The 25,439-nt window shown below is 68.0% G+C and carries 18 protein-coding genes; 13 read left to right on the forward strand and 5 right to left on the reverse strand.

Annotated features, from left to right (window positions below; genetic code table 11):
- Positions 1-9: 9 nt before the first annotated feature.
- The 3 genes from DB31_RS29030 (at position 10) to DB31_RS29040 (ending at position 3,206) form a co-directional block, all read left to right on the forward strand.
- Entirely contained in the window at positions 10-1,320 is a 1,311-nt protein-coding gene (locus DB31_RS29030; protein ID WP_044193513.1) for an adenylosuccinate synthase, read from the forward strand.
- An 18-nt stretch (positions 1,321-1,338) separates the two neighbouring features.
- The gene (locus DB31_RS29035; protein ID WP_044193515.1) at positions 1,339-2,712 is read left to right on the forward strand and encodes a tetratricopeptide repeat protein; all 1,374 of its coding nucleotides are present in this window, start codon (positions 1,339-1,341) and stop codon (positions 2,710-2,712) included.
- Positions 2,713-2,777: 65 nt separating this feature from the next.
- Positions 2,778-3,206: a PH domain-containing protein gene (locus DB31_RS29040; RefSeq protein WP_044193516.1), complete on the forward strand. Its 429-nt coding sequence runs from the start codon at positions 2,778-2,780 to the stop codon at positions 3,204-3,206.
- 17 nt (positions 3,207-3,223) lie between these two features.
- On the opposite strand, the gene DB31_RS29045 is transcribed toward DB31_RS29040, so the two are convergent.
- The gene (locus DB31_RS29045) at positions 3,224-4,069 is read right to left on the reverse strand and encodes an FHA domain-containing protein (protein WP_044193517.1); all 846 of its coding nucleotides are present in this window, start codon (positions 4,067-4,069) and stop codon (positions 3,224-3,226) included.
- A gap of 227 nt (positions 4,070-4,296) precedes the next feature.
- On the opposite strand from DB31_RS29045, the gene DB31_RS29050 reads away from it, so the two are divergent.
- Entirely contained in the window at positions 4,297-5,508 is a 1,212-nt protein-coding gene (locus DB31_RS29050; RefSeq protein WP_044193518.1) for a carbohydrate-binding family 9-like protein, read from the forward strand.
- Here the strand turns inward: DB31_RS29050 and DB31_RS29055 are convergent.
- Positions 5,505-5,759 (reverse strand): hypothetical protein, encoded by a 255-nt coding sequence (locus DB31_RS29055; RefSeq protein ID WP_044193519.1) that lies wholly within the window; start codon positions 5,757-5,759, stop codon positions 5,505-5,507. The genes DB31_RS29050 and DB31_RS29055 overlap by 4 nt on opposite strands.
- A 4-nt stretch (positions 5,760-5,763) precedes the next feature.
- The gene (locus DB31_RS29060) at positions 5,764-8,229 is read right to left on the reverse strand and encodes a DNA internalization-related competence protein ComEC/Rec2 (RefSeq protein ID WP_044193520.1); all 2,466 of its coding nucleotides are present in this window, start codon (positions 8,227-8,229) and stop codon (positions 5,764-5,766) included.
- Between the two features lie 196 nt (positions 8,230-8,425).
- On the opposite strand from DB31_RS29060, the gene DB31_RS29065 reads away from it, so the two are divergent.
- Positions 8,426-8,923 carry a CarD family transcriptional regulator gene (locus tag DB31_RS29065; protein ID WP_044193521.1) on the forward strand — a complete coding sequence of 166 codons (498 nt, stop codon included), beginning with the start codon at positions 8,426-8,428 and terminating at the stop codon, positions 8,921-8,923.
- 63 nt (positions 8,924-8,986) lie between these two features.
- Complete coding sequence (locus DB31_RS29070) at positions 8,987-9,670, forward strand: hypothetical protein (RefSeq protein WP_044193522.1); 684 nt, start codon at positions 8,987-8,989, stop codon at positions 9,668-9,670.
- Here the strand turns inward: DB31_RS29070 and DB31_RS46065 are convergent.
- Positions 9,657-11,051: an FHA domain-containing protein gene (locus DB31_RS46065; RefSeq protein ID WP_240486941.1), complete on the reverse strand. Its 1,395-nt coding sequence runs from the start codon at positions 11,049-11,051 to the stop codon at positions 9,657-9,659. The genes DB31_RS29070 and DB31_RS46065 overlap by 14 nt on opposite strands.
- 173 nt (positions 11,052-11,224) lie before the next feature.
- Here DB31_RS46065 and cysS point away from each other — a divergent pair, with 173 nt between their 5' ends.
- Entirely contained in the window at positions 11,225-12,709 is a 1,485-nt protein-coding gene (gene cysS, locus DB31_RS29080) for a cysteine--tRNA ligase (RefSeq protein WP_075306263.1), read from the forward strand.
- Between the two features lie 4 nt (positions 12,710-12,713).
- On the opposite strand, the gene DB31_RS29085 is transcribed toward cysS, so the two are convergent.
- Complete coding sequence (locus tag DB31_RS29085; protein ID WP_044193524.1) at positions 12,714-16,661, reverse strand: serine/threonine-protein kinase; 3,948 nt, start codon at positions 16,659-16,661, stop codon at positions 12,714-12,716.
- A 133-nt stretch (positions 16,662-16,794) separates the two neighbouring features.
- On the opposite strand from DB31_RS29085, the gene DB31_RS29090 reads away from it, so the two are divergent.
- The 6 genes from DB31_RS29090 to DB31_RS29115 all read left to right on the forward strand — a co-directional run bounded on the left by DB31_RS29090 (position 16,795) and on the right by DB31_RS29115 (position 25,427).
- Positions 16,795-18,480 (forward strand): M28 family peptidase, encoded by a 1,686-nt coding sequence (locus DB31_RS29090; protein ID WP_044193525.1) that lies wholly within the window; start codon positions 16,795-16,797, stop codon positions 18,478-18,480.
- Positions 18,481-18,557: 77 nt separating this feature from the next.
- Positions 18,558-20,654 carry an excinuclease ABC subunit UvrB gene (uvrB, locus tag DB31_RS29095; protein WP_044193526.1) on the forward strand — a complete coding sequence of 699 codons (2,097 nt, stop codon included), beginning with the start codon at positions 18,558-18,560 and terminating at the stop codon, positions 20,652-20,654.
- Positions 20,655-20,660: 6 nt separating this feature from the next.
- Positions 20,661-22,601 carry an excinuclease ABC subunit UvrC gene (gene uvrC / locus DB31_RS29100; RefSeq protein ID WP_044193527.1) on the forward strand — a complete coding sequence of 647 codons (1,941 nt, stop codon included), beginning with the start codon at positions 20,661-20,663 and terminating at the stop codon, positions 22,599-22,601.
- Positions 22,602-22,741: 140 nt separating this feature from the next.
- Positions 22,742-23,260, forward strand: coding sequence for a DUF507 family protein (locus DB31_RS29105; protein ID WP_044193528.1), 519 nt, complete (start codon positions 22,742-22,744; stop codon positions 23,258-23,260).
- Between the two features lie 54 nt (positions 23,261-23,314).
- Entirely contained in the window at positions 23,315-24,928 is a 1,614-nt protein-coding gene (locus tag DB31_RS29110) for a hypothetical protein (protein WP_044193529.1), read from the forward strand.
- A 121-nt stretch (positions 24,929-25,049) separates the two neighbouring features.
- Positions 25,050-25,427: a hypothetical protein gene (locus DB31_RS29115; RefSeq protein ID WP_044193530.1), complete on the forward strand. Its 378-nt coding sequence runs from the start codon at positions 25,050-25,052 to the stop codon at positions 25,425-25,427.
- Positions 25,428-25,439 lie beyond the last annotated feature (12 nt).

Consider the following 25,439-nt stretch of genomic DNA (forward strand, 5'->3'; position numbering starts at 1 on the left):
GGCCTCATCATGCCGAACGTCGTCGTCGTCGGAGCGCAGTGGGGAGATGAGGGCAAGGGCAAGGTCGTGGACCTGCTCACGGAGCACGCCCAGGTGGTGGTGCGTTTTCAGGGAGGCAACAACGCGGGCCATACCTTGGTGGTGGGGGGCCAGAAGACGGTCCTGCACCTGATTCCATCGGGGATCCTCCATCCCGGGAAGACGTGCGTCATCGGCAATGGGGTGGTGGTGGATCCGTCGGTGCTCGTGAAGGAGATCGACGCGCTGAAGGCGCGAGGCTTCCTGAAGGAGGACTCGCACCTGATGATCTCGGACAACGCGCACGTCATCTTCCCGTGGCACAAGCAGCTGGACATGTTCCGCGAGAAGGCGCGGGGCGGCAGCGCCATTGGCACGACGGGCCGGGGCATCGGCCCAGCGTACGAGGACAAGGTGGCGCGCCGGGGTATCCGGGTGCGCGACTTGCTCCAGCCCGAGCGCCTGCGCAAGCGCATCGAGGAGCGGTTGCCGGCGGCGCTCGAGGAACTGAAGGAGCTGTGCCGGCTGGCCAACGAGCCAGTGCCGGCGCTGGATTCCACGCAGCTCACCCCGGAGTACGCGGCGCTGGGCGACCGGCTGCGGCCGCACGTGGGGGACGCATCGCTGTTCCTGGCGGGGCAGGTGGCCCGGGGCGCGCGCATCCTCTTCGAGGGCGCGCAGGGCACGCTGCTGGACGTGGACCACGGCACGTATCCGTACGTCACGAGCTCCAACTGCGTGGCGGGCAACGCGGCAGTGGGCTCGGGGCTGGGGCCGACGACGATCGACAAGGTGATGGGCATCAGCAAGGCGTACACCACGCGCGTGGGCGGCGGTCCGTTCCCCACGGAGCTGACGGACGCGCTGGGTGACCAGCTGCGCAAGGTGGGAGACGAGTTCGGAGCCACCACGGGCCGCCCTCGGCGCTGCGGGTGGCTGGACGGGGTGGTGCTGCGCTACGCGGTGCGTGTCAACGGGCTGAGCAGCCTGGCGCTGACGAAGATGGACGTGCTCTCGGGAATCAAGTCGCTGCAGCTGTGCAACGCGTACGAGCTGGACGGCCATCGCATCACCGAGCTGCCGGGAGACTACGAGGATCTGGCGAGGGTGAAGCCCGTCTACGAGACGCTGCCGGGCTGGGACGAGAAGCTCGCGGGGGTGAGGACCTTCGACGAGCTGCCGGAGAACGCCAAGCGCTACGTGCGCCGCGTGGAGGAGATCAGCGGCGTGACCGTGACGTGCATCTCGGTGGGAGCCGATCGCGGGGAGACGGTGCTCCTGCAGAACCCCTTCCGCGGCTGACACAGCCAGGAGTTACCCATGATGGCCCGTTGCCTCGTCATCGGTCTCACGGTCGCGCTCCTGGGCGCGGCACAACCGTCGGCTCCGGCCGAGGCGGCCTTCCTGAAGGGGGAGAAGGCGCTCGCGGCGAACAAGCTGGACGATGCAGCGGCGGCCTACCGCAAGGCGTTGGATGCGACGCCCAACTGGGCACCGGCGATCAACGGCCTGGGCAGCGTGCTCTTCAAGAAGGGCCAGTCGGTGGAGGCCATCGCGCTCTTCAAGTCCGCGACCGAGGCGGATCCGGACTTCAAGCTGGCGTGGTTCAACCTGGGCTACGCGGCGCGCAAGTCCGGGGACTTCGCCACGGCGGCGCGGGCCTACGAGCGCTACACGCAGCTGGATTCGAATGATCCGGATGGCTTCTACGGGCTGGGGGAGAGCTACCGTCAACTGGGCGAGCCCGCCAAGGCGATCACCGCCTACGAGACCTATGTCTCGCGCGAGAAGCGCCCCAGCGAGCAGAAGTGGGTGGAGAAGGCGCGCGAGCAGGTAACGGCCCTGCGCGCCCAGACCGCGGCCCCTGCTGCGGCTCCTCCTGCGGCTCCGGCCCCTGCTGTGGCGGTGGTGGCCACTCCGGCGCCCGCGGCCTCCCCTGCGGCGGGCCCGGCCGTTGCTCCCGCCCCCCTCATCCCAGCCAGTCAGCTGAACCGGAACCTCTCCATCACCCGGGCGCGTGATGGCGATGCGCTGATGAAGGAGCGCCGGTACCGCGAAGCGACCTTTGCCTACTTGGACGCGGTGCACGCGGATCCGTTCAACACGGAGGCGCTCTTCAAACTGGGGAACGCACTGGCGGTGCTGGGCTACTACGCTCAAGCCGTGGAGTACTGGAGCCGTGCGGCGGGCTCCACCCAGGACGCGGCCATCCGCCAGAGCGCGCTGGACAACGTGGCCAAGGCGCAGGGGCGAATCGCGCAGCAGGGGGGCTCTCCGCAGGCACAGGGCGTGGCTCCCGGCTTCGGGCCGCTGGCGGACACGACGCGCACCCAGGCGCGCGGGGCCTACGAGCAGGGAGTTCAGCGCATCCAGGCGCGGGACTATGCGGGAGCGCTGCAGAGCCTCACGCAGGCCATCCAGTTGGAGCCGACGCTGGCGGTGGCCTTCATCGCGCGTGGGAGTGCCTACATTGGCCTGCGCCGGTACGCAGAGGCGGCGGTGGACTACGAGTACGCACTTCGTCTGGCACCGGACATGGCCTCACCGCTGTATGGGCTGGGGGAGAGCTACCGGATGCTCGGGCGGAGCGCGGAGGCGCGCGCCAGCTACGAGCGTTATGCCACCTCGACGGCCAAAGACGTGCGGCCCGAACTCCAGGCCGAGGCACGGCAGAACGCCGAGCGCCTGCGCTGAATATGCAGACGTTATCCGCTGAGGGATGGGTGGCGGATGTCACACCCGTGCCTTAGCTTGTCTGCATGGACGGGCGTAATTCCGAAGCTGCGGGCCGGCAGGTGTTTCGTCCTCGGCGTGTGCTCGCGGCGCTGATGGCGGCTGCGGGGCTGCTGTGGGTGATGGTGTTGGTGTACCTGCTGAGCTTCGAGGGCGTCCCGCTCAAGACATTTCTGGCGGTGATCTTCTTCGTCGTCTTCTTCGGTGTGTCGGTGATGTACTACGCCCGGACGCGGATCGTGGTGGACGCGGGAGGCATCACCTACCGGGGCATGGTGCGCACGAAGCGCTTCTCCTTCAAGGAGATCCGCAAGGTGGACGTGCTGCCGGGTCCAGTCACGGTGTACGCCATCCGGGACACGGGTGGTGGCCTGGTGCACTTCACGAGCTTCTTCACGCACCACCAGCGGCTCGCGGCGCTGCTCGTGGAGCGAGCGGGTCTCAGGCCGGTCTGACCCGAGGCCCATAGGCTTCACCCTACCAGCGCATACGTCACGAGCACTCCAGCCACGGCTGACGCCACGCCCAGGCCGATGAGCCACCACTCGGTCAGTGACGGCTGATGGGCGGTCTCAGCCATGGGCGGTGGGGACATGTCTGAAAGCTCGGCGGGCAGCGGAGCGGGCTCAGAGTCTGCAGAGGGCTCGGAGGCTGGAGGCGGCTCTTCCACGGCGGCCTGGAAGCGCAGGAGCGTCTTCCCCATCTCAATGACGTCCCCATCCGAGAGCAGCTCGGATCCCTGTACACGGCGGCCGTTGAGGTACACGCCATTGGGACTGTTCAGGGCCACGAGGGTGAACTGAGCGCCCTGACGTAAGACGCGGCCATGAGAGCGCGAGACGGTTCGGTCTCTCAAGCGGAAGGTCATCTGGGCTCCGCGGCCGATGTCGGTCTTCTCTTCGGCCAAAGGAAAGGTGCGGCCCACATCCAGGCCCGTGAGGCAGGTGAGGGTGGCGGCGCGAGAGCGGACCAGGCCATCACCATCGGTGAGCAGGTGCTTGAGCACGGCCACAGTGCCCATTCCCCGAGAGCCTCCTTTCGAGGAGTCGAGGATCTTCAGGCGCATGTCCTCGGGCAACCCCACCACTTCGCCGGGGAGCACCAGCCGAGGCACTCCCGGCGGAACGAGCACGCCATTCACGGTGAAGGTCTGCGAGGTCCCCACTGTCAGGCGAGAGCCCTCAATGGTCAGCTTGAGGAAGCTGGGAGGCAGTGCCTCCAGCCGGACATGGTCGTTGGGGCCTCCTCCCAGCAGGTGCTGGCCGTCGGTCAGCTCGAACGGAGTGGCCGTTCCCAAGTGCTCGAATTCGAAGTGCATGCGTCGGGACTGAGCAACCTTGATGCCAACCCAGGTCCGCTCGTAAACGCCCCCACCGACCGTCCATGGCCGTGGACGGACCGTCTCCGTCGCGAGACGCTTCACCCCCAGTCTCCCCTCGCACTCCAGCCCAAGTGGTCTGCTTGTCAGACCAGTTTGCGGGCAGCACGGCCAGCCCCGGGGTTTTCTGCACCCACCGAGGCCACTCCGTTAGGATTCCGGCGCCGATGGGCCTCCCCCGACCGTTCGTCCTTCCCCTGCTGACGTTATCGATGCTCCTCCTCGTGGCCTGCCGGGATGAGCAGGCGGGCCCGCGCCCGCGCACCCAGAAGATGCCCACCGTCGAGCAACTGCAGCCTCGCACCCTGGACACTGTGCCGGGGGACCTCACGTTCCGCAGTGGGGCCACGTTTGCCGGCGGGGCGATCGTCTACTTGGGCTCTCGGGTAACCCCGGCCCAGGCCACACCCGGCCAGCAGGTGACGCTGTCGCACTACTTCCAGGCGGCGCGCCAGGTTCCACCCGGATATGGCTTCTTCGTCCACATCATTGATCCGTCCACCGGGCAGATGCTGATCAACGCGGACCACGAGTTCCAGAATGGCCTGGCGCCGCTCGGCACGTGGCCGGTGGGCAAGATCATCGAGGACACGCATGCCATCCAGCTGCCGCAAGCCGCCGCGCGGGTAGTGCTTGGATTCTGGCGCGACGACCAGCGCCTGCCGGTGGACGACCCGAGGGCTCAGGATGGGCAGAACCGCATGATCGGGCCGGAGCTGGGCGGCAAGGCGCCAGAGCTCCCCGAGTACAAAGCCCCTCGAGCCCAGAAGCCGCCGGTCATCGACGGGGTGCTGGACGACGAGGCGTGGAAGTCGGCCCCTGTGGCGGTCTTGCAGGGCAGCTTTGACGGCCGTCCCGTGGTTCTGCGCACCGAGGCTCGGCTGACCTATGACGATGCGAACCTCTACGTCTCTTTCGACGCGGAGGATCCGGACATCTGGGGCACGCTGCTCAAGCGGGACGAGCCCATCTACGAGCAGGAGGTGGTGGAGATCTTCCTCGACGCCAACGCGAACGGGAGGACCTACAACGAACTCCAGGTGTCACCGCACAACGTCATCTTCGACGCGTACTTCCCGGCCCGGAGGCAGGGAATGGACACGGGCTGGGACTCGGGGATGAAGACGGCGGTGAAGGTGAAGGGGACGATCGACGACCCCTCCGATCGGGACGAGCGCTGGACGGTGGAGCTGCAGATCCCCTTCGCGCGGCTGGCGGAGGTGCCGAACGTGCCGCCCAAGAAGGGCGACCGCTGGCGCTTCAACCTGTACCGGCTGGAGCACCTGGGGCGCACCAACGTCGAGGGCCAATCCTTCTCCCCGGTCTTCGTGGGAGACTTCCACGCGCTGCCGCGCTTCGGCTGGCTGACCTTCGACTAGGCGTGGGGAGTGATCTCCCAGTGCGCGTCCGCGACGGAGCGCTCGGAGGGGTCCCCCAGGAAGCGAAGGAAGCCGCGGAGCTCGAGGGTGTCGATGAGCTCTTCGGACTCCAGCTCGGAGAAGCCCTTCATGTGCACGAGCATGTCCCGCATCATGGACTTGCCGCGCAAGTAGCCTACGGGCTCACCAGGTCCCAGTGCGCCCTTCAAGTCCTCAGTCAGCTGCCTCAAATCGAGATCATCCGAGATCATCCCTTCAAGGCTGGGGATGGTGGGCGACTGGGGCAACGGGGGAAGTGGAACGCGGCTTCTCGCGTGTCAGGTAGCCATGCAAGCGGACCTGACGGCCGTCGCTCTCCAGGGTAACGGCACCGTCCAGATCCGTACGAAAGCACTCGCTGCCCAGGGACTGGTAGCGCTCGAAAACCTCCGGGTGAGGGAAGCCGAACCGATTGCGGAGCCCCACGCAGAAGACGACGTACTTGGGCTGGGTCCGCGCCAGCATGGGTTCAGTGGATGACGTGCGAGAGCCATGGTGAGGCGCCTTGAGCACCGTCACGGGCCCCAGGCGGTCGAGCAGCAATTCCTCACCGGCCTCCTCCACATCGCCCGTCAGCAGCACGGTGACGTCGCCATGGCGCACGAGCAGCACCACACTGCGGTCATTCACTCCTTCGAGCAGCTCGCGATCTTCGGGGAGGGGAGGTGCCAGCACTTCGAGCGTGGCCTCGCCCAGCTGGAACGAGGGCCACTCGGCCTGGACCTCCTCGACCTTGGCGCCACCGGCCGCGGCGATGAGCTTCCGGGACAGGGCGCCATCCGTGCTGCTCGCGGGTAGCCAGAGGCGGTCCGTGGGCACCTCGGCCAGCGTGGAGATCATCCCCAGTGCATGATCCGGATGGGGGTGGGAGAGGACGGCGAGATCCAGCCGATCGATATGCTCGTGCTGGAGAAAGGGGATGACGTAGCGCTGGCCTGTGTCCGCGCCACCGGGCGCTCCACCGCCATCCACGAGCGCATGGTGTCCCCGTGAGCTGAGGACCATGGAGTCTCCCTGGCCCACGGAGAGGAAGGTGATGCGCAGAGGCGGCTGAGGTGTGAACACCGGCAGCAGCACGGCCATCACGAAAGCCGCCGGTGTGAGCAGTCCTCCGAGCCGCCAGCGTCCCCTGCCGAGCGCCCACATCGCGAGCCCCAGGGCATACATCGCCGTGAGCCACGGCCCGAACGTGGGCAGCTTCACGGTGGCGAGCGGCATCGCCGCGAAGAACCGCGTGAGGATGATCAGCAGCTGGGACACCCAAGCCCCAGCCCACAGCACCGGAGTGGCCAGCATCGGTGAGACGATGAACAGCGCCACACCGCCTGCGGCGAATCCGGTGAGCAGGCCGCACAAGGGCAGGCAGACGATGTTGGAGATCAATCCCGCGAGGCTCGCACGGCCAAAGGCGCTGGCCACCAAAGGCACACTGGCTCCGGTGACTGCGGCGCTGGCTCCGAACGTCTCCAGGATGGTCTCTCGCGCCTGCCCCCAGAGTCGCATGAGCCTGCGCTCCTCCTTCGGATCCGGAGGCGCAAGGGGAACAGCCGCACGCAGCGCCGGCGTGAGCAGCAGCAGGCTCAGCACCGCGAGGAAAGACAGCTGCAGCGACAGATCCACCACGCTGGAGGGCGCCCAGATAACCAGCAGGAGCGCCGCGGCAGACAGGCTGTTGAGCCCATCCGCGCGCCGCCACAGGGCCAGCCCCAGCAGCACCACCGTGGCCATGACCGCCGAGCGCACTGCCGGAGGCTGGTTGCCCGTAAAGACAACGTAAGCCCAGACAAACGGCACGGAGGCGGGAGCCGCCACCCGCCGTGCCTCGATGCCACGGAAACGTATCCCCACGCGCACCAGCAATCGCCGCAGCAGTGCAAGCGTCATCAGCGCCAGCGCCGCCACGTGCAGTCCGCTCACGCTGAGCACGTGCGCGAGGCCGCTCCGCGAGAACGCATCCTCCAGCGAGTCATCCAGCGCCGCCCGCTGACCCGCGGCGAGCGTGAGGAACAGCGCCGCCGCATCCTCCGAAGGTGCCAGCCTCCGCACCGCCGCGGACAGCCCCTCCTGCGTCCGCGCAATGGCCTGCCACCCCGTGGAAGGGGGCGACAACACCAACAGCCGTCCCGCCACCACGCTGCCGGAAAACACAAAGGCCTGACGTCTGCGAGCCGCCGTGAAGTTCTTCTCACCCGGGTTGGCCGGAGGGGCCAGGGGCTGCAACTTGGCCTCCGCCCAGATGCGTTGTCCCGGCAGCAGCGTGGGCCCAGCACCGTGCACGTAGAGGCTCGCGCGGAAGCGGACCGGAGCTGTCGCGTCGGCCTTCACACCCGCCCGAGCCACCGCCAAGTGGATCCGCGTCGAGTCCTCGAACGGATCCACCCGTTCGATCTCTCCCTCCAAAATAACGGATCCACCGCTGATCAGCTCCGGCGGCACCTCCACGCGGGCCTCGAGCGCCCCGAGCCCCGCGCCCGCAACTCCCAGTGCCACCAGCAACACCAGGTGAGCACCAGGCAACCGAGCGAGCGATAGCACGGCCGCACTCATGAGAGCCGCGATGATCAGGAATACCCAGCCTCCGGAGCCCGTTCCCAACGGGCTCAACGCAGCACCGAGCATCACAGCTAATGCAGGAAAGAAGAGAGGGCGCGCCGAGAGGTCGCCCCATACATAACGATCCACAACCTACCCCGCCCGTCCTATCCCCGGCGCGGTACCCACAGCAGTGGGCGGCGCGCATGAAATCCGACACGGTAGTAGGGCAGTTCTGAGATGGTCAAGAGTTCATCGGCGGAAACGTTGCTGGAACGTGTGGTTTGTGGTAGTAGTGCCGTGCGTCCGTAGGCCGGAGCCGGAATTTTCAAGGAGGCGGTAACGAGTGCAGACCAGCTTCAAGACTGGTGACAAGGCGGTTTATCCGGGCCAAGGGGTCGGCGAGGTGATGGGCATCGAGCACACCGAGGTGGCCGGGCAGCGCCAGTCGTTCTACGTGCTGCGCATCCTGGAGAACGGGATGCGGATCATGATCCCCATCAACAAGGTCGGCTCGGTGGGCCTTCGCGAGATCATCAGCGAGGAGGACGTCAAGCAGGTCTATTCCATCCTCAAGGAGAAGGACATCTCCGTCGACTCCACCACCTGGAACCGCCGGTACCGGGAGTACATGGAGAAGATCAAGACGGGCTCCGTCTTCGAGATCGCCGAGGTGCTTCGCGATCTGTACCTCCTGAAGGGTGACAAGGATCTCTCCTTCGGTGAGCGCAAGATGCTGGATACGGCGCGTTCGCTGCTGATCAAGGAGCTGTCGCTGGCCAAGGACTGCTCCGAGGAAGAGATCGAGTCGGACCTGAAGAAGATCTTCAACATCACCGCCTAGCAGAAGCAGCGCCGCTGGCGCATGCTCGGCCCCGGGCTCCTCAGAGGAACCCGGGGCTTTTTCATGTCCGAAGAGCAGCTCATCCGAGAGGAGCGCGAGCGGCGCATCGCCGAGCTGGAGGCCCGCCAAGCGCGGAGGCCTCGCAGCCCGCTGAGGGTACCGGTGGCCTTGGTGGGGATCGGCGTGGCCACTGCGCTGCTGGTGATGCAGTGGCGCGAGGTGAGCTATTTCTTCTCGCCGCGCACGCCGCTGTCCCTGGGCGCCGAGGGCGAGTACCGCTATCCAGAGCGGGTCTCCAACCGCTACGCGCAGCTTCACGGTGTGCCCACCACTCAGGGCGCCTATGAGCGGGAGGGGGACGCGGTGTTCGTCCTGGTGGGGCTCCGGGACTCACCGTTCCTGGTGCGCAGGCCCGCCTTGCCGGGAGAAGAGTGGTCCCAAGGGAGGAAGCCGCCTCAGCCGGATCAGCGGCCCTTCGCGGTGCGAGGACGGCTGCTCGCGGAGGAGGACGCCTCTCGGTACAGCGAGGCATTCAAGCTGATGCGCGAGAAGGGCGAGGTGCAGCCGCTGCAGGGGCGCCTGTGGATCATCATCGAGGGACAGCGGCCCGGAGAGGACTTGGGGCGCTTGGTGGTGACGCTGCTGCTGGTGCTCGTCATCGCCGCGAACGGGCTGTTCCTGGTGCAGAACCTGCGCCGGCCCACGGCCTCGAAGAACGGGGACGAAGGCGGGGCTACTTCCCGTTGAGCTGCTGCAGCTCTGTCTTGGCCCACGTGTTCGAGGGATCGTACTTGAGGGCCATCTCGAAGGACTCGCGCGCGGCGGCCTTGTCCTTGGCCTTCAGCTGATCCTGGCCCAGCTGGGTGTAGAGCTTGCCCACCTGCCTGCGGATCGCTTGCACATGCTTCGCCCAGCCCTGGGACAGCTCTTGATCCACGGCCAGCGCGGTGGCGAGGTTCTGAATGGCCCGGGCCGAGTCCTTCGCATCCAGGGCCTTCTGGGCGGCGTCACGGGCGTTCTGGAACTCAGAGAGCTTCTTGGTCAGCGGCTCGAGCTGTCCGCTGCGGGCCAGATTCAGCGCGCCGGCCACATCTCCGGACTCGTACAGCGAGAGGACCGCGTCACGGCTCACAGGAGCCGCAGCAGGGGCGGGGGCCTTCTCAGCGGCGCTCGAGGGCGCCGAGTCCTCCGAGCGAGCGGTGGCGGCCTTGGTGCTCGCCTTGGTGCCCTTCCGGGACGCCAGGGGCTTCGCGCTCACGGACGAGGCTCGGGGTCCCTGGGAAGGCTTGAGGGGCTTGAGCGCTCGAGGAGATTCCTCGGCCACCACCTCCTCCTGGGGCGCAGCGGTCTGCTCCTCCTCGTTGGCGGAAGGCGGAGGGACGTACTCCGTGGCCTGCGGCGCTGGAGCGGTGGCCTCGGGAGGCGTAGCGCTCTCGGTGGACGGGGCTGGCGCGGGCGAGGGGCTGCGCTGAGCCGGGCCCGAGAACTTCAGGAATGCGAGAGTGAGCAGCGCCGCCACCCCCGAGCCCACGGCCGCCGCTATGAGCGCGACGCGCGAGAGGCTCATGCGGCGGCGGGTGTGTGACGCCGGTGCCGTGCGGGTCTCGGTGACCACCGAGGGCGCCGCTTCCTTCTCCGCAGGCGCGCCCGGGCCCCGCAGCTTCAGCACCGCGTTGCCCAGGGAGATCTCGTCCCCGACGACAATCTCCTGGTCCGCGGAGAGCTTGATGCGGTTGACGAAGGTGCCGTTCTGGCTGCCCAGGTCTCTCAGCGTGAAGCGCTCGCCCTGGCGCATGAGCTGGGCGTGGCGGCGGCTGATGGACGGATGCTGCAGCCGCAAGTCACACGCGGAGGCCCGGCCGATGATGAGTGGGCCCTGCTTCACGGGCATCAGCTGCCCGGCGCCCGGGCCCTTCTCCACGTACAGGAACGCCAGCACGTAGCCGGGATCCGAGTACTCCTGGGTATCGAACCGCGTGGCCAGCTCGCGGTCCTTGGTGCCCTCGCGAACGCCCGTGCGCCGGGCCCCCGTGCGGCGGCTGCCCGCGGGGAACTGAGGCACGCGCTGCGGACGCGGATCGTCCTCCTGCAGCGGAGCGACCTCGTCGTCATCGAAGGGCAGCTCCACGTCCTCCTTCTTGGACGCCGCCGCGCCCGGCGGTCGGGGAGGGCGCGGAGGACGTTTAGGATTGGAGGGAGCCATACCTGTCCCCATTCTCCCAGAAAGGTGGCTGACTGTGCCACATTCAGGAGCCTAGAGTGCGGCCGTCCGTTCACTGTTCGCCTGGAGGAACCCAGCCCGTGGCCCAGCCGTCGATCACGCTCTTCAACACGCTGACGATGCAGAAGGAACCCCTCGTTCCGCTCGAGCCGGGCGCTGTCCGGGTGTACGTGTGCGGTCCCACTGTATATAGCTACATTCATGTGGGGAACGCGCGTACCTTTACCTCCTTTGACGTGATCGTCCGCTACCTGAGGTACCGGGGGTACCGGGTGACGTACGTGCGCAACTACACGGACGTGGACGACAAGATCATCAAGGCAGCGAAGGAGACGGGCGAGGAGCCGGTGGCCCTGGCGGCGCGCTTCGTGGAGATCTTCCGAGAGGACGCGAAGGCGCTGCACATGAAGGAGCCGGACGTCTCGCCGAAGGTGAGCGAGCACTTGCCGGAGATCCTCCGCATCATCCAGACGCTGGTGGACAAGGGCGTGGCGTACGAGTCCCAGGGGGACGTCTACTTCGCGGTGAGCCGCTACCCAGAGTACGCGAAGCTGTCCAAGCGCAACCTGGACGATCTTCGCGCGGGCGAGCGCGTGCAGCCGGGCGAGCAGAAGCGCGAGCCCTTGGACTTCGCGCTGTGGAAGGCGGCCAAGCCGGGCGAGCCGGCGTGGGACAGCCCATGGGGCAAGGGGCGGCCGGGCTGGCACATCGAGTGCTCGGCGATGAGCGCGCGCTACCTGGGCGAGTCGTTCGACATCCACGGCGGCGCGCTGGATCTGATCTTCCCGCACCACGAGAACGAGCTCGCCCAGAGCGAGGCGGCCAACAGCAAGCCATTCGCGAAGTACTGGATGCACTGCGGCTTCCTGGACATGGAAGGCGCGAAGATGTCCAAGTCGCTGGGCAACGTGGTGCGGCTGCGCGACGCGCTGGTGAAGGTGGACGCGGAGGCGCTGCGGTTCTTCTTCCTGTCCACGCACTACCGGCACCCGCTGAACTTCGCGGAGAAGGCGATCGCCGACGCCGAGCAGCGCATGGAGTACTTCTACGAGACGCTGCGCAAGGTGGACGAGCGCGTCGCGGGCAAGGACTTCGGGAAGGGCCCGCTGCACGGCGAGCCGGAGAAGTTCCTGCGCGACTTCGAGACGGTGATGGATGACGACTTCAACTTCGCCGGAGCGCTGGGAGGGCTGTCGGGCCTCTTCACGCTGATGAACGAACTGGTGGATAAGCCGCCGGTGAAGGACAAGGCGCTGGTGGGGCGGACGCTCCAGGCGCTGCGGGAGATCGTCGGCAAGGTGTCGGGCGTGCTCGGGCTGTTCGAGGACGATCCGGCCCAGTGGCTGCTGCGCCACCGGGATCGGGCCGTGAAGGAGCGCGGCATCGACGTGGCCGAGGTGGAGCGGCTGATCGCGCAGCGCAACGATGCGCGCAAGGCGAAGAACTTCGCCGAGGCGGATCGGGTGCGCACCGAGCTGAAGTCGAAGGGCGTGGAGATCATGGACACGCCCACGGGCACCACGTGGAAGGTGGCGCCCCCAGCCACCGAGGCTGCCCCCGTCTGATCTCTCAGGCGGCGGTAGCCTCGCCGAAGCGCTCGCGCGCCAGCTCGAGCGTCCGGGCGTTGTCGGGCACCTTGCGCAGGAATCGCTCTCGCGCGGCGGCGTCCGGGAAGCCCTCGGCGCAAGCACGGAGGTGCTCCAGGGCCTTGCGCAGGGCTGCGTCTCCGGCCGTGCTGTCTCCCTGCGCGAAGCAGGCCTCGGCCAGCGCCAGGTGCACGCCGATGAAGTCCACGCCCCGGGCTCCAGCGCGCTCCAGGTGCCGCACGGCGCGCTCGGCCTCCTGGCGGGCCTCGGCTGCGCGTCCCTGGAGCCGCAGGGCCTCGCTCAACACCGGCCGTACAAGGCTGGGCAGGGGCGGCAGCAGCTCACATGCCTGGCGCGCATGCTGCTCGGCCTCGGCGGGCTTGCCCTCGGCCAGGGCGATCCTCGCCAGGGCGACGTGCGCCATGCCGGGGTAGAGCGGGCTGTAGCTGGTGACGGTGAGCGCGGCCTCGGCCATGGTCCGGGCCTGGGCACGGGCCTCCGGCTCGGGGAGCGCGGACATGACCACGGAGAAGTAGCCCTGGCTGTAGAGCAACGTGAGGGGCTGCTCGAAGCGCTGCAAGCGGGCCACGGACTCCTGCACGCGGGTCCTTGCGCTGGCCGAGTCCCCCATCATGGCCGCGACGAGCCCGCTCACGGTCTTCACCTTGGCGAGGCTGTGGACCCGGCCTTCCTGCTGCAGCGTCTTCTCCGCGCGCAGGAGCCCCTCCCAGGCCTGCCACGGCTTGGGCTCCAGGTGGAACGAGAAGAAGGCCTGGGTGTAGTCGCGGTAGGACTCCAGCAGCGCGTCGGAGCCCTCCAGGCCGAGGATGCGCTGGAGGTGGACCTCCGCCTCCTGGCGCATGCCGAGCCGGACGAAGGCCGTGGAGATGAAGCAGAGCGCCTGGGCATAGGCGTACACACCATCGGCCTCGGGTGAGGTGCGCAGCAGCAGCTCCACGAGCGGCATCACCTCGGCCGGCTGGCCCCGGTTGACGCTGTTGAGGATGAGGCTGCTGATCAGATCGCACCAGGGCCGGCTGCCCGCCTTCAGCTCGGGGAGGATCTCCCGGCCCGTTCCCGTCAGCAGCGAGGGATCGTTCAGCCAGAAGGTCGCGGTGGCCTGCAGGGCGCGCAGGCGCGAGCGCGTCTCGCTCGGCATCTCCAGCTTCAGCGCAGCCTCCACGCACTGCAGCGCGCTCCGGGCGTCTCCGCGCTCCAGGCGCTGATCGGCGGCCTGGATGTAGAAGCGGACGGCCCGCTCGGGCTGCTGGCCGAGGTAGGCGTGATCCGCGAGCACGCGCGGATCCGTCTCTCCGCCTTGCTCCAGCCACTCGCCCGCGAGCCGGTGGCCGGTGGCCTTGTGGGCCTCGGGGACCAGGGCATAGGCGGCGTCCCGCATCAGCGCGTGCCGGAAGCGGTAGGCCTTCTCTCCCGCGAACGTCCGATCCGGCTGGGACTCGATGATCTCCATCGCCACGAGGCGCTCCAGCCAGTGCTCCAGCGTGCCCGGTGTCTCCTGGGCGTTGCGGAGTGCCCGGACGGCCCCGGTCCAGAAGGTGCGGCCCAGGAAGCTGGCGGCCAGGAGCGCCTGCCGGGCCTCGGGCTCCAGCCGCAGGATGCGCGACTGGAGCATGGCCAGCACTGTGCCGGGAGGCGTGTCTCCGCGGCCCTCGGCGACCATGCGGATGAGCTCCTCCAGGAACAAGGCGTTGCCCGCCGACTGCTCCAGGAGCCGGTCCACCACGGCCTCCTCCACGCCGGACCCGAGCACGTCGCGGATCAACTGAGCGCCGGCCTTGCGGCTCAGGCTCCGCAGGGCGACCTCCTGCAGGCGCTGCGACCAGAGGCCGGGGAACAGCTCCTTGATCTCGGGACGGGCCAGCGCCAGCACCAGGAGGGGGCAGTCGGCCAGCTCGCGAAGCAACCGATCCACCCACTGCACGGTCAGGGCGTCACCCCAGTGCAGATCCTCGAGCACGAGGAGCACGGGGGAATGCTGACTCTCCGCGCGCAGCCAGGTGATGATCGCCCCGCCCACTGCGGCGTTCATCTGGGCCGGATCGCGGCGGAGTTCCCTCAGCTGCGAATAGGTCTCCTCCGGGAAGGGCGCGCTGCAGATCTCTCCCAGCAGGGCCGCCACTTCGGGCACCTCGCGCTCGGGCAGGTACTTCGCCACGCGCTCACGCAGCTTCTGGCGGCGGGTCTCGGCGGGCTCGCCCGGCTCCATGCCGCACAGCTGCTGCAGCAACTGCCCCACCATGCACATGCAGCCGCTGACGTTCATCGGATCGCCGCGGCCTTGGAGCAGCAGCACCGGCTGCTCGCGCCGGGAGACGCGGCGGAGGAACTCGTGGCGCAGCCGGGACTTGCCCGTGCCGGGAGGCGCCACCACCAGCAGGGCCTGCGCCGTGGAGTCCTCGATGCAGGTGGAGAGGGCCAGCTCCAGCAGGGCGAGCTCCTGCTCGCGGCCCACACACGGGGTGGGTTTGCCGAGCAGCGGGCGGGAGGCGTCCGCCGTCAGATGCTCGCTTTGCAGCAGGAAGGTGTCCGTGGAGGCCCGCTCCAACTGGAAGCCCGGGCCCAGAAGCCCGGCTGTTACCTCGTCCAGCACCACATGGGGCGACGCGGTGGGGTGACCGAACCGGTGCAGAAGCTGCCCCGCGCGGTCCATGGCCTCGCCCACGGGGAGGTGGGCACTGATGACACCCCGCCCCGTAACGAGCACGGCCGTCACCTCGGGCCAGCGCTCCTTGAGGGAGAGGGCGCACCGGGCGGCCAGCGAGGCCTGATCCGTCGCGCCGTGACGGCCTGCCAGCAGCGTCAGCACCAGAGAGCCATCCGCCATCAGCTCCACCTGAGCCCGGTGCGGCGTGAGCACGGCACGCAGCGAGTCCCGCAGCGAGCGCCGCTGGACCATCGCCTCCGGCCCTGGCTCCGCCACCACTGGAGGAGCCGCCAGCAGGATGCTCACGAGCTGTTGCTCCGCCGCCATGGGGCTGTCGACGCGCGCCACCTGCGTGGGCGCCACCCCCTCCAGCTCCGGGAGCTCGTCCACGGTCGGCAGGAGTGGCATCAGGGAGGGGGCGTCCGGGATCCGTTGGTGCGGGTCCTTGGCCAGCATGCGGTCCACCAGCGTCTGGAAGACCTCGGGCAGCTCGGTGCGCACCGAGCGCAGGGGCGTCGGCGGGGTGAAGAGGATCTTCGCCAGCACGGCGGCGAAGTGAGGCGCGGAGAAGGGAGGCTGGCCGGTGAGGCACTCGTACAGCACACACCCCAGCGAGAAGATGTCCGCGCTCGGAGTGGTCTCTCCTTGTCCCGAGGCCTGCTCGGGCGCCATGTACCCCGGAGTTCCGAGCACCACGTGGCTGCCCGTGAGGGCCTGGGACGGCACGGTGCGGCGTGCCAGCCCGAAGTCCAGCAGCACCACCTCCTCGGGCCGGCCATGCCGCAGGAAGAGGTTGGAGGGCTTCAGGTCTCGGTGGACGATGCCGTGCCGGTGCGCGGTAGCCAGCGCGTCGGCGGCGTGGCGCATCAGGGTCAGCGTCTCGGACAGGCTCAAGGGCTGGCGCCCGAGCCGGTTGGCCAGGTCCTCTCCCTCCAGCCACTCCATGGCGAGGAAGGGGTGTCCCTGCTCCAGGAAGCCATGGGCCACATGGGAGACGATGGACGGGTGACGCAGCTCGGCAAGAAGCTCGGCCTCGCGGCTGAAGCGCTGAAGCCCATCGGCGCTCTGCATGGGATGCAGGAGCTTGAGGGCGACGGTCTGCCCGGTCTGCGTGTCCTTGGCGCGGTACACCGAGCCCATGCCCCCGCGGCCCGCCAGGGACTCGAGAAGGAACCGCCCGGCGAGGAGCCGGCCGGGAGCGAGCGTGTCCGCTCCAAGCCTTGGAGGGGAGGGGGAGGTAGGAGCTTGAATGAGATCGATGTTCATGGGGCTCTTCGGGGTTCCCAGTATAATCCGCTCGTTCGGTGCCCGCCCGGGCATGGGGCCAGGCGGGCCCCCGGTGCTTCGAGGGGTGTTTGTGCCTGCCCGGGCCTGAGTCTTCGTGCTAGGGCTTCGCCCCATGAAGCGCCTGCTCGCACTGCTCTTCCTCCTGCCTGCGCTGCCCGTCCTGGCGCAGGGCGTGCCGCTCTCCACGCCTGCGGAGAAGGTGGTGGCGCAGACCATCGATGCGAACCCGCTGCGTGCCCATGTGCGCTTCCTCGCGCATGATCTCCTGGAGGGGCGCGGCCCGGGCACCCGGGGAGATGCGCTGGCCCAGGCCTACATCGCCTCCCAGTTCGAGCTGCTGGGCCTGAAGCCCGTGGGTGGGGGAGACGGCTACCTCCAGCCCTTCGAGCTCGTGGGCCTCTCTGGCCACCCGGACACGCTGAGCTTCGCGGCCGCGTCCGGGCGCACGGACCTGAAGTTCCACGAGGAGTTCATCGCCGTCTCTGGCGTGCAGGAGCCGGAGGCCCGGCTGGAGGGCTCCGAGCTGATCTTCGTGGGCTTCGGCATCGTCGCTCCCGAGTATGGTTGGGACGACTTCAAGGGGATGGACCTCCGGGGCAAGACGCTGCTGATCCTCAACAGCGATCCGGCGGAGGACCCGGCGCTCTTCGCGGGCCGGACGCGGCTCTGGTACGGGCGCTGGGATTACAAGTACGAGCAGGCCGCCAAGGTGGGAGCGGCGGGCGCCATCATCCTCCACACCACGCCGAGCGCCGGCTACCCGTGGCAGGTGGTGCAGACCTCGTGGACGGGCGAGCAGTTCGAGCTGCCCGCCACCCAGGGCCCGCGCCTGCAGGTGAAGGCGTGGACGACCGAGGAGGCCACGCGGCGCATCGTCCGGATGGCGGGGAGGGACCTGGACGCGCTGGTCGCCTCGGCGCAGAAGCGCGACTTCCAGCCCGTGCCGCTCGGGGTGAAGGTCTCCACCCAGTTCGCCAATCAGGTGAGGCGCCGGCCCACGGCGAACGTGCTGGGCCTGCTGCCCGGCAGCGACCCGAAGCTCTCGGGCGAGGTGGTGCTCTACACCGCGCACCACGATCATCTCGGCACCAAGGAGGGTGCGCGCCCGGGCGAGGACGCCATCTACAACGGCGCGGTGGACAACGCGGCGGGGGTGGCGGCCCTGCTCACAGTGGCGAGGACCTACCGCGCGCTGCCCACGCCTCCGAGGCGCTCCATCCTCTTCGCCGCCGTGGCGGGAGAAGAGCAGGGGCTGCTGGGCTCGCAGCACCTCGCTACGCACCTGCCGGTGCCCTCGGGCCGCATCGCCGCCAACATCAACATCGATGGCGCGAACATCCTCGGGCGCACGCGGGATGTGGCGATCATCGGTCTGGGCAAGTCGAACCTCGATGGCATCATCACGGGCCTGGCAAATGCGCAGGGCCGCACGGTGAAGGCGGACCAGCTGTCGGATCGGGGCTTCTTCTACCGCTCGGACCAGTTCGCCTTCGCGAAGCTGGGCATCCCGGCCGCGTACTTCAGCAGCGGCATGGACTTCATCGGCAGGCCCGAGGGCTGGGGCAAGCAGCAGCGAGAGCTGTGGGAGGCGCGGCACTACCACCAGCCCTCCGATGAGCTGCGTCCGGAGTGGGACCTGAGCGGGGCCGTGGAGGACGTGCGCCTCTACTTCCTGCTGGGCGCCCATGTGGCGCGGGCGCCCGAGATGCCCCGCTGGAACAAGGGGGACGAGTTCGAGGCCCCTCGGCTGGAGTCCCTGAAGGCGGTGGGAGCCCCGGAAGCAAAGGGAGCGAAGTAGCCCGCGTTCGTCCACTGCCCTGCAGCCATGCAGGAAGTGCCAGCCTGCCTTGTCGCTGGATGTTAAATGACGGGGCTATGCCGGACTTTCAGATCGTCAGTGAACATCAGCCGCAGGGCGACCAGCCGAGGGCCATCGCCGAGCTGACCGAGGGCTTGCTGCGCGGGGACCAGTACCAGACGCTGCTGGGCGTCACGGGCTCGGGCAAGACATTCACCATGGCGAACGTGATCGCCAACGTGAAGCGGCCCACGCTCATCATCGCGCACAACAAGACCCTGGCCGCTCAGCTGTACGGCGAGTTCAAGGAAGTCTTCCCGAAGAACGCCGTCGAATACTTCGTCTCCTACTACGACTACTACCAGCCCGAGGCGTACGTCCCCTCGTCGGACACCTTCATCGAGAAGGACTCGTCCATCAACGACGAGATCGAGCGCATGCGGCACTCGGCCACGCACAGCCTGCGCATCCGCGATGACGTGATCATCGTGGCCAGCGTGTCCTGCATCTACGGCCTGGGCACGGCGCGCTCCTACGTGGACCTGGCCATCACCGTGAACCTGGGCGAGGACCTGGGCCGGGACGCGCTCATGCGCCGGCTGGTCGAGGCCCAGTACGAGCGCAACGACTTCGACTTCCATCGCGGTACCTTCCGCGCTCGCGGCGACACCGTGGAGATCTTCCCGGCCTACGAGGAGGAGCGCGCCGTCCGCGTGAGCTTCTTCGGCGACGAGGTGGAGAAGATCACCGAGTTCGATCCGCTGCGTGGCGTCACCCTGGGGGCACTGGAGAAGATTGTCGTCTTCCCCGCCAGCCACTACGTGACCGAGGCGGACACCCGCAAGCGAGCCTTGCAGACGATCCGTGACGAGCTGGCCGAGCGCCTCAGCCTCTTCCGCAAGGAGGGCAAGCTCCTGGAGGCACAGCGGCTCGAGCAGCGCACCATGTTCGATCTGGAGATGATCGAGCAGGTGGGGTTCTGCAATGGCATCGAGAACTACTCGCGCCACTTCTCGGGCCGGGCGCCCGGCGAGCCTCCTCCGTGCCTGATCGACTACTTCCCACGGAACATGCTCATCCTCATCGATGAGAGTCACCAGACCGTTCCTCAGATCGGCGCGATGTACCGCGGCGACCGCTCGCGCAAGGAGACGCTGGTGAATTTCGGCTTCCGGCTCCCCAGCGCCATGGACAACCGCCCGCTGAAGTTCGGCGAGTTCGAGGGCATGGTGCAGCAGGCCGTCTTCGTCTCGGCCACTCCCTCCGAGTACGAGCTGCAGAAGAGCCGAGGCGTGGTGGTGGAGCAGATCATCCGCCCCACGGGCCTGATGGATCCTCCCGTGGAGGTCCGCCCCGCATCCAACCAGGTGGACGATCTGCTGGAGCATGTCCGTGTGCGCGTGGCCCGTCAGGAGCGCGTGCTGGTGACGACGCTCACCAAGCGCATGGCGGAGGATCTCACCGAGTACTTCAGCGATGTGGGTGTGAAGGTGCGCTACCTGCACTCGGACATCGACGCCATCGAGCGCACGGCCATTATCCGCGACCTGCGCAAGGGTGTCTTCGACGTGCTGGTGGGCATCAACCTGCTGCGCGAGGGCCTCGACATCCCCGAGGTCTCCCTGGTGGCCATTTTGGACGCGGACAAGGAGGGCTTCCTGCGCAGCCACGTCTCGCTCATCCAGACCATTGGCCGCGCGGCCCGTAACCTCAACGGCCAGGTCATCATGTACTCGGATCAGATGACCGACTCGATGAAGCTGGCCATCGAGGAGACCAACCGCCGCCGCGAGGTGCAGCGCAAGTACAACGAGGAGCACAACATCACCCCGCGCTCGGTCAAAAGCGCCATCCTCGATCTGTCCCAGCAGCTCTACGGCGCGGACCCCATGGCGCTGCCTCTGGCTGCCGACGGGGCGAACGATCTGCTCATCCCGAAGGAGATCAAGCGCCTCATCGAGGAGTACACCAAGGACATGCAGCGCGCGGCGGACGAGATGGAGTTCGAGAAGGCCGCCCAGTTCCGCGACCGCATCCTGCTGCTCAAGGACATGGACCTGGGCCTCAAGCCCCCCAGCCGCACGCTGCTCGCCGAGCCCCCCAAGCCCGCCGAGCCCCAGGGCCCTATGAAGGGCCGCCGAGGCGCCGCTGGCAAGAGGGGCAGGAGGCGCTAGCTCATCATGAATGCCCGGCTCCAGGAGAAGCTCGACGCGCTGCCCACCGAGCCCGGCGTGTACCTGATGAAGGACCGCCGCGGCACCGTCATCTACGTCGGCAAGGCCATCAATCTGCGCAACCGGGTGCGCTCGTACTTCACCCGTACGGGCGACACGCGCGTCTTCGTGTCGATGCTCGACTCGATCCTCGGGGACATCGAGACGGTGCTCGTCCACAACGAGAAGGAGGCCCTCCTCCTCGAGAACGAGCTCATCAAGAAGCACAAGCCGCGCTTCAACGTCCTGCTCAAGGACGACAAGCAGTTCATCTCGCTGCGGCTCGACAAGACCCAGGACTTCCCCCGCCTGGAGGTCGTCCGGAAATACGATAGAGACGGCGCGCGGTACTTTGGACCCTATTCCAGCGCGGGAGCCATCCGCGAGACGCTGCGCCTCATCAACCGCTACTTCCGGCTGCGCACGTGCACGGATCACGTGATGGCCAACCGGAAGCGGCCCTGCCTGCTGTACCAGATCGGCCGCTGCCCGGCGCCCTGTGTCTACCCGGTGTCTCCCGAGGACTACGGGCGCAGCGTGAACGAGGTGGTGCTCTTCCTGGAGGGCAAGGCCACCGAGCTGGTGGAGGGCATCAAGGGACGCATGAAGGGGGCCGCCTCGGAGCTGAAGTTCGAGGAGGCCGCGCGCCTGCGCGATCAGCTCCGGGCCATCGAGCGCAGCCTGGAGCGCCAGAAGGCTGTCACCACCGACTTCAAGGATCAGGACGTGTTCGCCTTCTTCCGCGAGGGCGATCGCATCCTCTTCTACGTCCTGTGGGTGCGGCAGGGCCGGCTCAACGGTGGCCAGGCCTTCCCATTCGGCAGCCAGGAGTTCCCGGACGAGGAGCTGCTGCCCTCGTTCGTGAACCTCTACTACGACCAAGGCAGCTTCGTGCCGGAGGAGGTGCTGCTGCCGCTGGATCCGGAGAGCCTCGAGGGCTTGGAGTCCCTCCTCACCGAGCGCCGGGGCGAGAGGGTCCGCGTCATGGTGCCCAAGCGCGGCGAGAAGCACGACCTGGTGCTCATGGCCGCCAAGAACGCCGAGCAGGCCTTCACCGAGCGCAAGCGCACCAAGGAGGAGACCGACGCCGTCCTGTCGCGGCTCCAGCAGAAGCTCAACCTGCGCAACTTCCCGCGCCGGATGGAGTGCTTCGACATCTCTCACTTCCAGGGCTCCAGCATCGTCGCCTCGCAGGTGGCCGTCACCGATGGCGAGACGGACAAGTCCCGCTACCGCAAGTACAAGATCAAGACCCTGGAGAAGCAGGACGACTTCGCCAGCATGTACGAGGTGCTCTCCCGCCGCCTCAAGCGCGGCCTGGAGGAGAACGATCTGCCGGACCTGCTCGTCATTGACGGTGGCAAGGGCCAGTTGGCCAGTGTCCACGCGGCCATGAAGGACCTGGGAGTCGAGAAGGTGGACGTGGTAGGTCTTGCCAAGAGTCGCGACCAAGAAGTCTTTGATCGCGACGCTGAAAGCGCTCGCAGCCCGGAGCGCGTGTTCGTGCTGGGGCGGAAAGATCCGGTCGTCCTGCCCCAGAACTCGGCGGAAATCTTCATGCTGACCCGGATGCGGGACGAGGCCCACCGCTTCGCCATCACCTACCAGCAGAAGGACCTGAGGAAGAGCCGCGTCCGCTCGGCGCTGGAGGACATTCCGGGGGTGGGCGAGGTGCGCCGGAAGACACTGCTGCGCCACTTCGGATCACTGAAGCGTGTTCAGGAGGCCACCATCGAGGATCTGGCCGAAGTGGTTGGCCCCTCAGTGGCCGAGCGGGTCCATGCGGCCCTCCACGGCCACCCGGAGGAGGAGGACGTAGACCCCATCCGTGAGGCGTCTCTGGCCGACGCCGGAGCCACGCAAGACGAAAAATCCTCCGAAGGAGGGTCGCCAGCCGGTGGGGCGTGATTAATTTTCTCCTCGGGAATTTCGAGGGAAAAAGTACTCCGGAACCGTGTGGTTCCAAGGGTTTTTCATTGCGGCTGGGCGCGGCGCTGTTTTATAGCGATCGCGTTCTAGGCACGCAGAAGAGGGTGAGGGAGCGACACATGAGGCTCTATCCGAAGGTGATCCCGATCATCTCGCGCGAGTGCATCCAGTTGCTGATGCAGGACGGGGATGTCGAGGTGGAGCCGATGCGGGTGGCGGACGCGGAGATGGACCTGTCGGCCATCATGCGCGAGTACTTGGCCAACGAGGAGCGCGTGAACCAGGCCACCCGCGAGGCCCTGGAGCGGCGCGGCTACGACTACTCCAAGTTCAATCAGGTCAAGCGTGAGATGGCCGACGTTCGCGGCTTCAAGATGGGCGACGAAGGCATCGAGTACGTCATCAACCAGATGATCGAGTTCCTGCTGATCAGCCGGAACGTCGAGGAAGTGTTCGCCGCCGATAACAACCTGCGTCAGAAGATCTTCCAGGTGATGAAGAAGCACCTGGACGTGGACGACGAGATCGACAAGGAGGCGCGCTCCCGCCTGAAGCACCTGCAGGAGGGCACCAGCGCCTTCGACATCGAGTACAACAAGACGGTGGAGCAGATCCGCCGGGCGCGCGGGCTGATCTAGCGGGGCGTGCCAACCCCCGTACCGCTGCCTACCTTGTGTGGAAGGGAGGCAGCGATGGTGGGAACTCTCTTTCAAGTGACGATGGTTGGACTCCTGGCGGCGGCGCCGTCAGGAGGCTTCACGTTCGAGGGCATCCAAGCGAGCGCTCGGACGACGTCCCCCGTAGGCTATTTCGCCCAGGGGACCACGCCTTACCCCAACATCTACGAGCGAGGCACCGGCTCGGCGACGCTGACGGCGGAGGACCGCGTCCCCGCCTGGGGCGCCACGTACGGCGACAAGGGCCGCGTGGAGGCCGAGTTCCGGCTCGGGCAGGCGCAGTACCGTGTGGAGCTCACCCAGCCCGGCTTTCCGCCCCAGCAGGCTTCAGGCGGCTCGCCTGCTCCGCGGCCGAGCTTCCCGGTGGCGGGTGGGGTGCTCCTGGATCATGACCTGAATGGCGCGAGCGGGCTCGGGTGGATGGCCACGACGCAGGTGCACGCTGCCGTGGTGGTGTGGGGCGTGGGCAGCGTTTGGCGCAACGGGCAGCTGATCACGGACACCGCGCTGATTCAGGCCGCGGCGCTCTCGCATGGCTCGCACGCGGATGACGAGACGCACCGCATCCTCGCGGCGGCGCGGGCGGGGGACACCGAGCTGGATGTGCTCGTGTGGAACCTGCCGCAGAGCGCCGAGCCGCGCGGCTTCCTTCAGTTCTCCTTCGATGATGTGGAGATCGAGCTGAATGATCGGCCCGTGAACTCCGTGGCCGTGGTGCCGAACGTCCAGGGCGTAGAGTCGGGCGGGGTGGTGCCGGTGACTGGCGGGTTCGGAGGGAATGGGATCTTCGTGGCTCCTACGCCGGCTCCGGCACCGGGGCAGGGCGTAGGTGGCTCGGGCTTTGACGTCACGGCACCGCCCCAGACGGGAACGCCGGGTGGCCCGGTGACGCCGGTGAGCCCTGGGACGCTGGGCGGGCCCGCTTCCGCGAACCTTGGCGCGACGCCAGGGGTGAGCGTGGGCACGGAGGCCACGCAGCAGGGCACTGCGGCAACGGGCTCTCCGGGAGTCCCTTCTCAGCCCGTCACCGGTCCTGTGACGAGTGTGACCACCGTGGGACCCGGCGCCGTGACGCCGGACACCATCAGCGGCACCTTCCCGACGCTGGGTGCGCCGACGCCCCCCGCGAACATCTCGGGCTCCATGCCGGGCACGCCCGCGCCGGGCTCGTTGCTCGCCACGGAGCAGACGGTGGTGCCAGGCACGCCCGCGCCGGGAGCTCCTGCGGAGGCGGGGGTGGCCATCAACTCGACGACGCCCACGCTGTCCAACTCGGGGAACTTCACCGTGCCCATCTCTCCGCCGAACTTCAACAGCTTCGCGGGGACGGGGCAGGTGAGCCCGGGCATCATCGCCACGGCGCCGCCGATCGGGACGGATCCAACGATCCCCACGCCGCCGTTGCTCGGCTCGCCCGCGCCACTCACCGCTGCGTCGGGGACGCCGCTGCTCGGTACGCCCGCGCCGCTGACGGCCGCGCCTCCGCCCGCGCTGATCACGACGCCCGCGCCCGTGAATGCGACGCCGGGGAGTACCACCGCGGCACCTGTTGCGCCGATTCCTGGGATTCCCGCGACGAGCGCTCCGGTCACGTCTCCGGGGAGCACGGGAGTTCCGCCCTCCATCTGAGCAGGGCGGAGCGAGCGGAAAAGAGTGGTGGTACGCGCCTTTGCAGAGCGGGCCGCTCAGGTCTTCGTCCTGAGCGGCTCGAAAAATTGACCGTTCGCTACGTGCCTGTAGCGTTCTGGCCATGTCGACGTCCGTTGCCGCCTTTGCCGTCCCCGCGACTTCTCGCCACGCCAGCGACGATCCGCTGAGCGAGGCGATGGAGAACCTGGCTCGCGCACTGCCCGAGCGTACGGACGCGGCCGTGCTCGTGGACCTCCTCGGGGATGATCTCCGGGAGGGGCTCGATGCGCTCGGAGATGTGGAGTGCCACTTCGCCGACGTGCTCGATGCCATGCGCCTTCCGAGACCGGCTCCCATGACGCTGGTGGACGTGAGCGATGATCAGCTCGTGCTCGAGCGGCTCGAGGTCATCGTGGGCGTGGTGTCGTCGGTGCGGCGGCGTCTCTCGCAGGCGGCGGGGATGATGCGCCAGCTGCCGCTCCCGCTGGGCGACAGCTAGCACGAGGGCCGC

This window comes from Hyalangium minutum, assembly GCF_000737315.1.
Lineage (GTDB): Bacteria > Myxococcota > Myxococcia > Myxococcales > Myxococcaceae > Hyalangium > Hyalangium minutum.

Coding starts and splice junctions, on each gene's coding strand:
- DB31_RS29030 (WP_044193513.1), top strand. CDS start 10: ATGCCGAACGTCGTCGTCGTCGGAGCGCAGTGGGGAGATGAGGGCAAG.
- DB31_RS29035 (WP_044193515.1), top strand. CDS start 1,339: ATGATGGCCCGTTGCCTCGTCATCGGTCTCACGGTCGCGCTCCTGGGC.
- DB31_RS29040 (WP_044193516.1), top strand. CDS start 2,778: ATGGACGGGCGTAATTCCGAAGCTGCGGGCCGGCAGGTGTTTCGTCCT.
- DB31_RS29045 (WP_044193517.1), bottom strand. CDS start 4,069: ATGCACTTCGAATTCGAGCACTTGGGAACGGCCACTCCGTTCGAGCTG.
- DB31_RS29050 (WP_044193518.1), top strand. CDS start 4,297: ATGGGCCTCCCCCGACCGTTCGTCCTTCCCCTGCTGACGTTATCGATG.
- DB31_RS29055 (WP_044193519.1), bottom strand. CDS start 5,759: ATGATCTCGGATGATCTCGATTTGAGGCAGCTGACTGAGGACTTGAAG.
- DB31_RS29070 (WP_044193522.1), top strand. CDS start 8,987: ATGTCCGAAGAGCAGCTCATCCGAGAGGAGCGCGAGCGGCGCATCGCC.
- DB31_RS29085 (WP_044193524.1), bottom strand. CDS start 16,661: ATGAACATCGATCTCATTCAAGCTCCTACCTCCCCCTCCCCTCCAAGG.
- DB31_RS29090 (WP_044193525.1), top strand. CDS start 16,795: ATGAAGCGCCTGCTCGCACTGCTCTTCCTCCTGCCTGCGCTGCCCGTC.
- uvrB (WP_044193526.1), top strand. CDS start 18,558: ATGCCGGACTTTCAGATCGTCAGTGAACATCAGCCGCAGGGCGACCAG.
- uvrC (WP_044193527.1), top strand. CDS start 20,661: ATGAATGCCCGGCTCCAGGAGAAGCTCGACGCGCTGCCCACCGAGCCC.
- DB31_RS29105 (WP_044193528.1), top strand. CDS start 22,742: ATGAGGCTCTATCCGAAGGTGATCCCGATCATCTCGCGCGAGTGCATC.
- DB31_RS29110 (WP_044193529.1), top strand. CDS start 23,315: ATGGTGGGAACTCTCTTTCAAGTGACGATGGTTGGACTCCTGGCGGCG.
- DB31_RS29115 (WP_044193530.1), top strand. CDS start 25,050: ATGTCGACGTCCGTTGCCGCCTTTGCCGTCCCCGCGACTTCTCGCCAC.